Annotated in this window: 13 protein-coding genes; 2 read left to right on the top strand and 11 right to left on the bottom strand. The window is 72.4% G+C overall.

The annotated features are described in order from the left end of the window. Positions 1-4: 4 nt before the first annotated feature. The 4 genes from ACFYUV_RS06285 to ACFYUV_RS06270 all read right to left on the bottom strand — a co-directional run bounded on the left by ACFYUV_RS06285 (position 5) and on the right by ACFYUV_RS06270 (position 3,796). On the bottom strand, positions 5-1,135 hold the full coding sequence (locus ACFYUV_RS06285; RefSeq protein ID WP_387665576.1) for a sensor histidine kinase: 1,131 nt from the start codon (positions 1,133-1,135) through the stop codon (positions 5-7). Positions 1,136-1,186: 51 nt separating this feature from the next. Continuing rightward, on the bottom strand, positions 1,187-1,630 hold the full coding sequence (locus tag ACFYUV_RS06280; protein WP_387665574.1) for a hypothetical protein: 444 nt from the start codon (positions 1,628-1,630) through the stop codon (positions 1,187-1,189). A 24-nt stretch (positions 1,631-1,654) separates the two neighbouring features. Further along, positions 1,655-1,966 (bottom strand): hypothetical protein, encoded by a 312-nt coding sequence (locus ACFYUV_RS06275; RefSeq protein ID WP_387665571.1) that lies wholly within the window; start codon positions 1,964-1,966, stop codon positions 1,655-1,657. Positions 1,967-2,152: 186 nt separating this feature from the next. After that, positions 2,153-3,796 carry a chitobiase/beta-hexosaminidase C-terminal domain-containing protein gene (locus ACFYUV_RS06270; RefSeq protein ID WP_387665568.1) on the bottom strand — a complete coding sequence of 548 codons (1,644 nt, stop codon included), beginning with the start codon at positions 3,794-3,796 and terminating at the stop codon, positions 2,153-2,155. A gap of 294 nt (positions 3,797-4,090) precedes the next feature. Here ACFYUV_RS06270 and ACFYUV_RS06265 point away from each other — a divergent pair, with 294 nt between their 5' ends. Continuing rightward, a complete protein-coding gene (locus tag ACFYUV_RS06265; protein ID WP_387665565.1) occupies positions 4,091-4,561 on the top strand; it encodes a pyridoxamine 5'-phosphate oxidase family protein in 471 nt (156 codons plus the stop codon). A gap of 57 nt (positions 4,562-4,618) precedes the next feature. Here ACFYUV_RS06265 and ACFYUV_RS06260 read toward each other — a convergent pair whose 3' ends face one another. The 3 genes from ACFYUV_RS06260 to ACFYUV_RS06250 form a co-directional block, all read right to left on the bottom strand. After that, complete coding sequence (locus tag ACFYUV_RS06260; RefSeq protein ID WP_387665563.1) at positions 4,619-5,002, bottom strand: hypothetical protein; 384 nt, start codon at positions 5,000-5,002, stop codon at positions 4,619-4,621. Positions 5,003-5,025: 23 nt separating this feature from the next. Beyond that, positions 5,026-5,187 carry a hypothetical protein gene (locus ACFYUV_RS06255; RefSeq protein ID WP_387665561.1) on the bottom strand — a complete coding sequence of 54 codons (162 nt, stop codon included), beginning with the start codon at positions 5,185-5,187 and terminating at the stop codon, positions 5,026-5,028. Between the two features lie 129 nt (positions 5,188-5,316). Further along, the gene (locus ACFYUV_RS06250) at positions 5,317-6,324 is read right to left on the bottom strand and encodes a helix-turn-helix transcriptional regulator (protein ID WP_387665559.1); all 1,008 of its coding nucleotides are present in this window, start codon (positions 6,322-6,324) and stop codon (positions 5,317-5,319) included. A gap of 103 nt (positions 6,325-6,427) precedes the next feature. On the opposite strand from ACFYUV_RS06250, the gene ACFYUV_RS06245 reads away from it, so the two are divergent. Beyond that, positions 6,428-7,273, top strand: coding sequence for an SDR family oxidoreductase (locus ACFYUV_RS06245; protein WP_387665556.1), 846 nt, complete (start codon positions 6,428-6,430; stop codon positions 7,271-7,273). Positions 7,274-7,276: 3 nt separating this feature from the next. On the opposite strand, the gene ACFYUV_RS06240 is transcribed toward ACFYUV_RS06245, so the two are convergent. Genes ACFYUV_RS06240 through ACFYUV_RS06225 form a run of 4 tightly spaced genes read right to left on the bottom strand, consistent with a single transcriptional unit; the run spans position 7,277 to position 11,662 of the window. Next, a complete protein-coding gene (locus tag ACFYUV_RS06240; RefSeq protein ID WP_387665554.1) occupies positions 7,277-8,644 on the bottom strand; it encodes a carboxylesterase/lipase family protein in 1,368 nt (455 codons plus the stop codon). Then, complete coding sequence (locus ACFYUV_RS06235; protein ID WP_387665552.1) at positions 8,629-9,951, bottom strand: M28 family metallopeptidase; 1,323 nt, start codon at positions 9,949-9,951, stop codon at positions 8,629-8,631. Before ACFYUV_RS06235 ends, ACFYUV_RS06240 begins: the two co-directional genes overlap by 16 nt. Beyond that, on the bottom strand, positions 9,948-10,748 hold the full coding sequence (locus ACFYUV_RS06230; RefSeq protein ID WP_387665550.1) for a carbohydrate ABC transporter permease: 801 nt from the start codon (positions 10,746-10,748) through the stop codon (positions 9,948-9,950). Before ACFYUV_RS06230 ends, ACFYUV_RS06235 begins: the two co-directional genes overlap by 4 nt. Next, complete coding sequence (locus tag ACFYUV_RS06225) at positions 10,745-11,662, bottom strand: sugar ABC transporter permease (protein ID WP_358298176.1); 918 nt, start codon at positions 11,660-11,662, stop codon at positions 10,745-10,747. The genes ACFYUV_RS06230 and ACFYUV_RS06225 overlap by 4 nt, the downstream gene beginning before the upstream one ends.

Genomic DNA, 11,662 nt, shown 5'->3' with positions numbered 1-11,662 from the left:
CGCGCTATTCAAGCGGAAGGACGGCTCTGACGAGGAATCCCCCGTCCTGTCCCGGTCCCGCGGCGAGCGTCCCGCCGTAGGCGGTCGCCCGTTCCCGCATGCCGATCAGGCCGTAGCCGCCGCCGTCGCGACGTGGGCCGCCGCCGTCGTCGGCGATCTCGACCACCAGTTCCCGCGCGGTCCAGCGCAGGTGCAGCCGTACGTTGCGCACCCCGGCGTGTTTGCGCACGTTGGTGAGGGCTTCCTGGACGATCCGGTAGACGGCGGCCTCCAGGCTGCCCGATGTCCGCCGCCGCTCGCCCTCCACGGTCATGACCACGTCCAGGCCGCTGCGTCCGGCCAGTGAGGCGAGTCCGGCCAGGCTCGGCTGGGCGGGCCCGAGGTCCTCCCCCGCCGGGCCGTCCGACGCGCGCAGCGCGGTGAGCAGGCCGCGCAGCTCGGTGAGCGCTCCCCTGCCGGTGTCGGCGATCGCGTCGAAGACGGCCTCGGCCCTGGGCGCGTCGCTCCGTACGACCACAGGCCCGGCCTCGGCCTGGACGACCATCAGCCCGACGGCGTGCGTGATGATGTCGTGCATGTCACGAGCGATCCGCGCTCGCTCCTCCGCCACCGCGGCGATGTGCTGCTGTTCGCGGCGACGGGCCCGTTCGGCCAGTTCCGCGGCACGTGAGCGGTTCGCGCGGGCGCTGGTGCCCAGCGCGTAGGCGGCCACGAAGGCGGTGCCGATCAGGCGGAAGATCTCGCTGTCCTCCCCGGGCAGCGCCAGGGAGAAGCCGACGATGACGGCGATCGCCGGGATCGCGGCCAGGCGCTTCCACGTGGGACTGAGGTCGGCGATGGTGTACACGGCGACCAGTGGCCCGAACGGGAGGAACGGCTTCTCCCATAAGACCATGACGGTCATCGCGGCGCCGACGAGCAGCGCCACGGCCATGGGCGCGCGCCTGCGCCAGTGGACGGGCGCGGAGGCGAGCGCGCCCAGGGCGACGATCCACCACGCCTTCGGACTCGGCACCAGCAGCGGACCGAGGGTGGCCGCGGTGGTGACCGCCGCGATCGCGACGTCGCCCCTACGACCGGAGAGCCTGGCGGTCCAGAGCCTCAGAACCCCGCCGGCGCGCCCCACGCTGGTCATCCGCTCCTCCGAGGGTGTCGCTGCCGGCATGCGGAAACCGGGTCGGGCGGGTCAGCCGCGCTTGGTGCGCCAGCGGGAGGTGCGGAAGCCGTCGGAGCGCTCCAGGAGGTAGGTCAGCCTGGCGGCCGTCTGGCGTACGCCGTCGTCGTGGCGGTGTCGTTTGTCGGGGGCGAGGCGGGAGCGCAGGTCGAGGATGTGGGCCAGCTCGCCGGCGACCTCCGAGACCAGCCGGTAGCGGATGCCGAAGGAGTGCAGGTCGCCGTGCACGTCGTCGACCAGGTCCTCGTCCACCTGTCGCTGGAGCGGTTTGAGCTTGGTGAGCAGCTGGGCGTCCATGCCGGCCACGGGCGCCCTGCGGCGGGTGTCGTCGGCCGGCACCGCCACCAGGGCGCGGATCCGGACGAATGCCAGCGCCCGCTCGGTGTCCGGGGTGGAGGGGTGTTCGGCGAGGTCCAGCAGGCGCCGCAGGGTCTCCTGCGTTTTGTCGTCGAACATGAGGACAAGTCTATGCACTCCAGCTCAGGCGCTCTCCTGTGTCCGGATGGCCCGGCGAAGGCCGTCAGGGATGGAACACGGGCGGACGGGCGGCGGTGCACTGGTGGAGGGCGTTCGCACGACCACCGCGCGAGCCGCCCGGTCGCGCAACGCCACCCAGAGCACGCCGGGCAGCCCGACGGCGAGAACGACCAGGCCGAAGCGTCCGGTCACCAGCCCCGCGAGGAGCAGGGCGGCCAGGGCGAACGGCCAGTACGGCCGGCGTCCGGCGGCCCTCTGCGACTGCTGCACGACGTCGCTCGGCTGCGCCGGGACCAGGCTGACGACGTCGTGCATGACCACGTCACGGCCGGGCGCGGTGGTGCGGCCAGAAACCCACGATGGGGAATCCGCCGGTCCTGGGTCCCCGTTACCTGCGCCGGGCGATGGAGAGGTCCGCGCCGGAGCGGCGGGCCGTCAGGCTTTCCGAGGGAGCCCCGTCATCGACCGGGTCCGGCCGATGGTCGATGACGGGGCGAGGTGCTACTTCAGCACGTCCGCGGCGACGGGCGACTGGTTGCCCTGCGCGTCGACCGCGACGACCTCCGCGCGGTACCTGGCGCCGTCGCGCTGGACCGGGACCGGAATGTCCATGGAGGCGGCGGCGGGCACCACGTCGAAGCGGTTGGCGACCTTGGTGGTGAGCACCTCGGCGCCGTTGTCGGCGCGGGTGACGCGCACCTTGTAGTGGTACACCAGCTCGTCGTCCTGGGCCTGTTGGATGCGCAGCGCGAGCCGGCCATCCTTGCCGGTCCGGGCCGTCAGCGGGCGCGGGGACGTCCAGGCCGGGGCCGTGCGGTTGCGGTTGGCGTCGGTGTAGGTGAAGTTCTGCACGACCTGGGCGTCGGCGCCGGCCGTCCTGATCTCCCAGGACCTGCCGGCCAGCGTCCCGTCGCTCTGGAACGGGGGCTTCCAGTTCGCCGACCACTTCCCGCCGGTGTAGATGTCGTGGAGGTCGGCGTTGAGGTTGATGCGGTTGACGACGGTACGGCCTCGGTAGACCTCGACGGCCAGCCCCTGGGCGGTGGGGGTCTCGAAGCGGTTGGCCAGCTGCCCTTCCGCGTCGAGCATCTGGTACCCGTGGTCGATCTCGATGTAGGACGAGCTGCCGTCGTTGACCGCGGTGAAGTTCTTCTGGTGGATCGAGCGCGGGTCGTTCACGTTCAGGTGCGAATGGCCCGAGAAGTAGACGGCGCGCGGAAACTTCGACAGATCCTCGGTCAGGCGCGGGTTGCTGGTCTGCTGGCCGTCCATCACGGTGCCCGGAGCCGGCCGGTGCCCCTGGACGATGATCGGCAGGTCGCGGTAGGCGGGGTCCGCGGAGATCTGCCCGAGTTGGTCACGCAGCCAGGTGGCCTGGGCCGCGGAGTAGTTCTCGGTGTTGACGGTGATCAGCGGAATGCCCTTGATGTCCGTGCGGTAGTACCCGTCGCCGGAGTCGGGGAACCACTCCTTGGGGTAGCCCGCACGGAGCTCGGCCAGGGTCGCGTCATGGTTTCCGTACGACATGAACACCTGGGTGGCGTTCATGCCCTTGCGCGCGAGGTTCTCCTTGAAGATGCGGGCGGTCAACTGGTGGTCCTTGCCGCGGCCGTCCCAGTTGTCGTTGATCATGTCGCCGTTGGAGAGGATGGCGTCCGGGGTGCCCAGAACCGACGCGATGGTGTCGAAGTAGGACGACCAGCGGTGGCGGTCGGCTTCGTAGTCGCCGATGTGAACGTCCGAGACGATCATCATGCGGGCGATTGGCTGCTCCCCCTCGCGAATGAGGTACCCCTCGGACTTGACGGCGCCGGGCTGGTTGCCCTTGAAGGCGCGTGCCGTCAGATTCGTGTCCTCGGTGATGCGGATGGGCTTGCCGGCGAAGGTCGGGCTGCTCTTGGTGGGAATGCTGCCGTCGGTGGTGTACCGGATCGTCTCGCCCTGCCTGGCCCGCAGCTCGACGGACACCGCCTGCTCGTAGCGACCGCCGTCGACACTGAAGGCCGGGGCCTGCGGCGTCCCGCCCGGGGCGGCCGACGCGCTCTGTGCCAGCGGGAAGAGCCCCAGACCGATGCCGACCGAGACGGCTGCGATGTGGCGCCAGGCGGCCGGTTCTCGGCGGACGGTGAAGTCGGCATGTCGCATGTGGTGCTCCCCGATCTTGTCGCGGCGCGCTGGGCGCCACGACACGTGCTTCAAAAGTGAACGACTTGAACCTGGAGCACCAAGATGTACGGAACCGGCGACCTGCATGAAGTTCGCGCGACCTGCAAGGTAAGAACTGAGCACCCCTCACCGGGAGAGCGGCACGATCGCCGTCCTGCCTGGTCAGGGGTGGTTCCCGGGCGGTTACTCGGTGCCTTTGAAGTGCCGTCTTCCGCAGGGTCTTCGCGGCGGCGCAAGATGCCCTGGTCACCCAAGTCGTAAGGAGTGCCGTCGATGACCACGTCGTTCGCCGAGATCGAGAGCGAGTTCAACACCTTTATCGGTGCCATCCGGTACGCCACGATGGTCACCGTCGACGCCGAGAACCGTCCCCGCACCCGCATCCTCATCCCCGTCTGGGAGAACGTGGACGGGCGGCCGCGCGGGTGGCTGGCCACCTACCGGACGCCGGTCAAGGCCGCCCACCTGGCGGGCAATCCGCACACCTCCTTCTCCTACTGGAAGCCCGGCAACAGCTCGGTCGCCATCGACGCCACGGCCGCCTGGGTCGACGACCTGGCGACCAAGCGCCGCGTCTGGGACCTCTACCGGGCGACCAGCCCGCGCGGGGCCGGTTACGACCTCGGGGCCTTCTGGCGGTCGCCCGCCGACCCCGCGCTGCACGTCCTCCGCCTCGAACCCTGGCGCGTCCAGGTGATCCGCGGCACCGATCTCCGCAGCCGCATCTGGACGCCGCCGGAATGACCCGGCCGCGGAAGGCCGCGGGTGGGGCCCCGGCTGACAGGGCCGCCCGCTCACCGGTCAGTCCTCGTCGGGGAAGACCAGTTCGTCGCGGGTCGCCACGAGTTCGGCGGGCGGCGGCTTGATGTCGATCGGGTCGCCCCAGCCGGAGAGCCGCACGTCGGCGGTCGTGACTCGGCGGTCCTTGTCGTTCCAGAGGGAGTCGGGCTCGTCATAGCGCGTCTGGCACCTGCGGACGAGCTGGTCGGCGCCGAGCCACAGCCGCCACTTCACGGGCAATTTGCGGTAGCTCGCGTACGGTCCTGTGGGCTTCTGAAGGTCGGCCACCCACAGGCGCGGGTTCAGCCTGAACAGTGCGCCGATGGTGGTGCTGCCCTCGTAGAGGGTGGTGCGGGTGCCGTCGTAGACGCCGGCGGGCCTCTTGGCCGTGGTGGTGGCCAGCACGTGCCGGAGGGTGGCGGGATCGCTCAGCCTGATCTTCCCGCCCGAACCCCGTCATGACCGAGGAGCTGCCGTTTCAGCGCCTCGACCGGCCCGGGACGGGTGACCGCTTCGGCCCGCGGGCCGAAGACCGAGATCGAGGCCGTCAGCACCAGAGCCGCCCCGATCGTCCATCGCCCCTTGCTCATACGCTCCCCGCTCGGTCGCATGCCGTCCGGAACGGAGGGCGTGGAAGATGATCGCGCAGGAAGATCTCAACGCCGTCACGACGGACGCCCGCGCCCGGCGTCAGGCCGCCGCGTCGTGGGCGGCGGACCTCAGCGCGGGTCCGCAGCGTGGGCGAAGGCCGCGGACCGGTCCCGGAGCAGGGCGGCGAGCTCGGGAGAGTCGACCACCTCGAAGGGCCATCGCAGCCAGAGCAGGCCGCCGGCGAGCACCTCAAGGCGTACGTCCGCGATCCGCCAGTGTGTCGCCGGCTGGCCGGTGGCGGTGGTCGTCGGGGCGAAGTCGGTGGCGAAGCCGCCCATGTACGCCTGCACCTGCTCGATCGGGGCGTGGATGAGGATCGTCGCCGTGTGCCGGCGGGGCGGAGCGCCGAGCCGGCTGGTGACGAACGCGACCGGGTCGCCCCCGGGGACCTCTTCGGGCTCGAAGCGCACGCCCGTCGCCGACGCCGCCGTGATCCGGTCGACGCGCAGCACCCGCCAGCCGCGGTCGAGGTCGCGGCAGACGAGGAACCACCGGGTCTGCCGGGGCACCAGGGCGGCGGGCTCGACGTGGCACGGGGACTCCCGTCCGGTGTCGGCGCCCTCGGTGCTCATCACGCGCAGCCGGACCCGCTCGGCGTCCCGGCACGCCAGCGCCAGGACCGCCAGCACGCCGGCGTTCAGCGGCGCCGGATAGGCGCCGGCCACGGCGTTCGGCGTGCTGCCGAAGGCGACCGAGGAGCGCAGCGCCCGCACCCGCCGGCGCACCGCCGGAGGCATCACCTGCTCCATCTTGGCCAGGGCGGTGAGCGCCACCTCGCCGCCGCCGGCCGCGCCGCCGGCGGCCGACGAGGCGAGGGCGGCGGCCACGGCGAGCGCCTCGTCCGGAGTGAACACCAGGGGCGGCAGGTCGCTGCCCGTGGACAGCCGGTAGCCGCCGTCGGGGCCGCGGCGCGCCTCGACGTGGTAGCCGAGGCGCCGCAGCCGCTCGACGTCCCGCCGGAGGGTGCGGCCGTCGACGCCGAGGCGGCCGGCGAGCTCGCCGCCGCTCCAGGACCGGCGGGCCTGCAGCAGCTCCAGCAGGCGCAGCGCCCGCCCGGTCGTGGTCTGGTCCGGCATACCCGCCGAGCCTAGTAGAAGTGGACAGGAAATGACCTAAAAGCTCCCTAGGTTGGAGTTCGGGCCGGATGGACCGGCACCGTTTCCCCTGAGGTGAGTCATCTTGAGCATCCTTGTCACCGGCGCGACCGGCGCCGTCGGCCGTCACCTCGTCACGACGCTGCTCGCCCGCGGCGCCGCCGTGCGCGCGCTGAGCCGCAAGCCCGATGACGCGGGCCTGCCGGCCGGGGTCGAGGTCGTGGCCGGCGACCTGGCCGACGCCGCCACGCTCGGGCCGGAGGTGTTCGCCGGCGTCGATCGTGCCTTCGTCTTCCCCGCCGAGGGGGTGGAGGCGTTCGTCGCCGCGGCCACCGCCCGCGGCGTCCACCGCTTCACCGTGTTGTCCTCCCTCGCCGCCGCGAAGGAGTTCCGGCGCGACCACGGCTCGGCGAGCCAGCTCCACCACACGGCGGTCGAGTCCGCCGTGACCTCCCGCGCCGACGCCTGGACGATCCTGCGTCCCGGCACGTTCGCCGGCAACCTGCTCTCCTGGGCCTGGCAGATCCGCTCCGGCGCACCGATCCGGGCGCCCTACCTCGCGTCGGCGCAGGCCCCGATCCACGAGTACGACATCGCCGAGGCCGCCGCCGAGACCCTGCTCTCCGACGATCACCTGGGAACGGCGATCCCGCTCACCGGCCCGCAGGCCCTGACCCGCGCCGAGCAGGTGGCGATCATCGGCGAGACCCTGGGCGTGGACATCCTGCTGGTGGAGATCACGCCGGCGGAGTTCCGCGCGGAGACCGGGCGGTTCATTCCCGAGCCTGTGCTGAAGATGCTGCTCGACTACTGGCACGACACCCTCACCGTCCCCGACGTGCCGCGTCCGGTTACCGCGGTGACCGGACGGCCGGGCCGCACGCTCGCGGAGTGGGTCGCCGACCACCGCGCGGACTTCACGGCCGGCTGACCCTCACGCCGGCGGTGCGGGATCGTCGAAGATCATGGTGTGGCCGAGCGGCCAGCCGGGGTCGCCGGTGCGGGCGAAGCGCACCCAGGCGGCGTGCATCGCGTCGGCCAGCACCTGCGGCGCGCCCGGTCCCGCCGTGCGGGCGACGCCGGGCGCGTCCAGCACGTCGAAGACGAAGGGCAGGTCGAGGTTGTGCACCGCGCCCACGCGTCCGCCGCCGGCCGGGCTCTCGACCGGCGACTCCCAGCGGAACTCGTAGCCGTAGGCGGGCCTGGCCTCGCGGATCCAGCACGTCTCGCGGGTGAACAGGTGCCGGGTGACGGCGCGCCCGACCCGCTCGGCGGGGGTGAGGCCGGGTTCGTCCACCTGGACGCCGAGGTGGTCGAGCGCCGCCCGCGCGGCGGCCTCGTCGAGCCCGGCGGCCATGCAACTGACGAACACGTCGGCCTCCTGGGACGTGCAGCCGACCAGCAGCGGAAGGCGCCCGCCCGCGCCCGCGCGCAGGGCGTCCAGCGGGACGGCCGGGATCAGGTCGCCGTCGACAACCGGCTTGACCGGCACCGAGTCGTTCAGCCCGCCGGAGCCGCCGGTCAGCGGCGGCGGCTGTGCGGCGACGAGCGCCTCGGGGGGCAGCGCGGCGAAGGACGACCTGGTCGGGGCGATCCCGAGGCGGGCGGCCAGTGCCCTGGCGTGGTCGCGCGCCTCCTGCTCGCCGGCGACCAGGGTGGCCGAGCCGCTCATCACGATCGCGCGCCGGAACAGCCCTTCGGCGCGCGGCATGGTGAGCAGGGTCGCGACGGCCGCGGCGCCCGCCGACTGCCCGGCGACCGTCACGTTGCCGGGGTCGCCGCCGAAGGCCGCGATGTTGTCGCGCACCCACTCCAGCGCGGCCAGCCAGTCGAGCACCCCCCGGTTGAGCGGGGCGTCGTCCAGGGCGAGGAAGCCCTCGAAGCCGAGCCGGTAGTTGACGGCCACGCACACCACGCCGTCGCGGGCGAAGCGGTGGCCCTGGTGCCAGGCGGCCCCGTTGCCGCCGATGGAGAACGCGCCGCCGTGGATCCAGACCAGGACGGGCAGCCCCGTCTCGCCGGCGCCGGGGGTGCGCACGTCGAGGTTGAGGCAGTCCTCGCCGGTCTCGAAGACGTCGGGCGCGTACAGGCCGATGTCCGCGCCGGCCGCCTGCGGGGCGGCGGGGCCGCGCGTGACGGCGGGCCGCACGCCGTCCCACGGCGGCGGCGGGACGGGCGCGCCGAAGCGGTGCTCGCCGAAGGGCGGGGCGGCGTACGGCACGCCGAGGAAGGCGAGCCCGCCCTCCTCGGCCCTGCCCTCGACCAGCCCGGACGTGGTACGGACGATCATGCGCGACGCCATCCGGCCGTCCCTTCGACGATTCTCACGGCCGCCCGGGTGAGCGGTTCGAGGCCGTCCTCGTACACCTTGTCGAGGGTGTCGGCCGAGTCGAACAGGTACATGGGGGCCGACAGGAAGTGCACCAGCGGCACCCCTTCGGGGTGGAAGAAGGCCCCGTCGGTGGGCGGCATCGGGGAGAAGGCGTCCGGCGGCAGCACGAACGAGCGTCTCAGGTCCTCCGCGACGAGGGCCGCCGCCACCAGGCTCTCCAGCTCCGGCTTCCGGGTGGTGAACCACCAGCCGGGTTCGGGGTCGCCGGTGGGGACCAGCTCGCCGTCCACGGCCACGCACCGGCGGGCGGCGTGCTCCAGGTGGAGCTGGAGCACGACGTCGCCGAGCAGGCCGCGGTGCTCTTCGATGAAGGCCCGGGTGCCGGCGGCGTGCGCCATGTGCCCCGCGGTCAGCAGGAAGAGCAGGTTGTGCGGCCGGTCCCGCTCGGGCACGGCCGCCCAGTACCGGGCGGCGGCCAGCACCAGCGCGATCCCCGAGGCGTCCTCGACGGCCGAGGCCCAGGGCGCGTCGTGGTGCGAGCCGATGATCACCCACTGGTCGGAGCGGCCGGGCAGCGTGCCGATCACGTTGTTCGAGAGGGCCGGGCCGGTCTCCGACTCGACGGTGAGCGTGCCCGTGCAGGGGCCCGCGTCGACCAGGTCGAGCACCCGCCGCGAGTCGCCGCCCGACAACCAGACGGCCGGCAGGTCGCGGTGCACGGCGTCGTAGGGCACGTAGTAGTCGCGGGTCTCCCACGGCACCCCGGTCAGCGCGCCGGCGAACGCGGCGGCGCCGCCGTCGATCACGCCCTGGAGCACGTCGAGGTAGTCGAGCTGGAACGGCAGCGTCTGGACCAGGTCGTCGAAGACGCCCTCGGGGTCGTGCACGGCCGTCGCCAGGTCCCTGACGTAGGACTGCGGCAGCTCGGTGAAGGCGTACTCGGGCACGACGATCGCGCCCGGCACGACCTCGCGGCTGACCGGCGCGGTCACGGTCGCCTTCGGCGTGGTGTACGGCAGCGCGGACGCCGCCACCCGCACGACCGTCGACGGGTCGGCGTCCAGGCGCACCACCAGGGACGCCGTCACCGGCCGCCAGACGGGCAGCTCGACCGGCGTGAGCCGTACGTCGCGCAGCCCGAAGCCGGCGAGGCGCCCGGCGGCCCACGCGGCGGTCCAGTCGTCGGCCGGGTAGCCGGGCCGCCGGACGCCGCGCGCGGTGACGGTCTCGATCCACTCCATCATCCGGGCGGCGCCGGGGATCAGGTCCGGGATCATCGTTTCACGCCTCCGAAGGTGAGCCCCGCCACGTAGTAGCGCTGCAGCGCGACCATGAGAATGAACGGCGGCACGGCGGTGACCAGCGCCGCGGTGGTGGTCAGGTGGTAGGTGACGCCGACCTCGCTCTGGAAGTTGGCCAGCCCCACCGGCAGCGGCCACAGCTCCTGCTCGTTGGCCACGATCAGCGGCCACAGCAGGTTGTCCCACTGCGCCAGGAAGTGCACCAGGAACAGGGTGATGAGCGCGGGCCGCAGCAGCGGCACGGCGATGCGCGCGAAGATGCGGAACTCCCCCGCGCCGTCGACCCGCGCGGCCAGCAGCAGCTCCTTCGGGATGCCGAGGGCGAACTGGCGCACCAGGAAGACGCCGAACGCGCTGATCATGCCCGGCACCATCATGCCCTGGAACGTGTTGACCCAGCCGAGCTCCTTCACGATGAGGAAGACCGGGATGACCATGACCATCGGGGTGAGCCCGAGCGTGCCGACCACCAGCGCGAACAGGACGCGGCGGCCGGGGAAGGACAGGTGGGCCATCGCGTGCCCGGCGGCGGCCGAGAAGAGCACGTCCAGGACGCCGGTGCCGACGCACAGGATCAGGCTGTTGCGCAGGTACGTGGGCAGGTTGCCCGCGCCGAACAGCACCCCGATGTTCTCGGGCAGGTGGAAGCCGTTGAAGACCAGCCCGCGCAGGTCGGTGTCGTCCGGCGCCGAGGCGACGACGACCATGGCGTAGACCGGCAGCAGCATGAACCCGACCGCGACGATCAGCCAGACGGCGCGCAGCACTCTCATTCGTCGCCGCCCTTCAGGAACGCGAACTGCAGCGCCGAGACGATCACCATGGCGACGAGCAGCACCATGCCCATGGCGGCGGCGTAGCCCATGTGCTCGTAGGGGAAGGCGTTGGCCCAGATGTAGTACGGCAGCACCTGGGTGGCGTCGGCGGGCCCGCCGCCGGTGAGCAGGAAGGCGGGCACGAACGCCTGCATCGATCCGGCGACCGAGATGACCAGGACGAACAGCAGCGTCCTGCGCAGCAGCGGAAGCGTGATGCGGGTGAACGTGGTGACCGGCCCCGAGCCGTCGATGGCGGCGGCCTCGTACACCTCGCCGGGCAGCGCCTGCAGGCCGGCGGTCAGGATGATCACGAACAGCCCCATGCTCTTCCAGACGACCATCACGACCAGGGCCCAGATGGCCAGGCCGGAGCTGGTCAGCCAGGACTGCGGGGGGATCCCGGCCAGGCCGAGGAGGGTGTTGGCCAGGCCGCGGTCGGAGTAGATGATCACCCAGACCATGGACGTGGCGGCGAGCGGCATCACGGCCGGGATCATGACGAGCGCCCTGAGCCAGCGGTTGAGCCGTCCTGGCCTGCTCAGCGGCACGGCCACCAGCAGGGCCAGCACGATCGTCGGGACGACCGTGCAGACCGTGTAGACGACGGTGATCCACGCCGAGTTGAGGAAGCCGGGGTCGGCGAACATGCGCTCGTAGTTGGCCAGGCCGATCCAGTTGGGCGTCCCGGCCATCTCGTAGTCGGTGAAGCTGAGATAGATCGCGGACAGGAACGGGACCAGCCAGAACACCACGAAGAACACGGCCACCGGCAGGGTCAGCGCCACGCCCGCCGTGGCCTGGGGCCGGGCCCTGACCCTGCCGAGCACGCTCACCGGGCCGTGCGGACGGGCTCCGACTCCGCCGAGCAC

It is taken from the genome of Nonomuraea sp. NPDC003560 (genome assembly GCF_042878785.1).
In the GTDB taxonomy this organism is placed as follows: Bacteria; Actinomycetota; Actinomycetes; order Streptosporangiales; family Streptosporangiaceae; genus Nonomuraea.
This window is presented reverse-complemented; position numbering and strand designations above follow the sequence as displayed.

Coding starts and splice junctions, on each gene's coding strand:
- ACFYUV_RS06280 (WP_387665574.1), bottom strand. CDS start 1,630: ATGTTCGACGACAAAACGCAGGAGACCCTGCGGCGCCTGCTGGACCTC.
- ACFYUV_RS06265 (WP_387665565.1), top strand. CDS start 4,091: ATGACCACGTCGTTCGCCGAGATCGAGAGCGAGTTCAACACCTTTATC.
- ACFYUV_RS06270 (WP_387665568.1), bottom strand. CDS start 3,796: ATGCGACATGCCGACTTCACCGTCCGCCGAGAACCGGCCGCCTGGCGC.
- ACFYUV_RS06250 (WP_387665559.1), bottom strand. CDS start 6,324: ATGCCGGACCAGACCACGACCGGGCGGGCGCTGCGCCTGCTGGAGCTG.
- ACFYUV_RS06235 (WP_387665552.1), bottom strand. CDS start 9,951: ATGATCCCGGACCTGATCCCCGGCGCCGCCCGGATGATGGAGTGGATC.
- ACFYUV_RS06230 (WP_387665550.1), bottom strand. CDS start 10,748: ATGAGAGTGCTGCGCGCCGTCTGGCTGATCGTCGCGGTCGGGTTCATG.
- ACFYUV_RS06240 (WP_387665554.1), bottom strand. CDS start 8,644: ATGGCGTCGCGCATGATCGTCCGTACCACGTCCGGGCTGGTCGAGGGC.
- ACFYUV_RS06275 (WP_387665571.1), bottom strand. CDS start 1,966: ATGCACGACGTCGTCAGCCTGGTCCCGGCGCAGCCGAGCGACGTCGTG.
- ACFYUV_RS06285 (WP_387665576.1), bottom strand. CDS start 1,135: ATGACCAGCGTGGGGCGCGCCGGCGGGGTTCTGAGGCTCTGGACCGCC.
- ACFYUV_RS06255 (WP_387665561.1), bottom strand. CDS start 5,187: ATGAGCAAGGGGCGATGGACGATCGGGGCGGCTCTGGTGCTGACGGCC.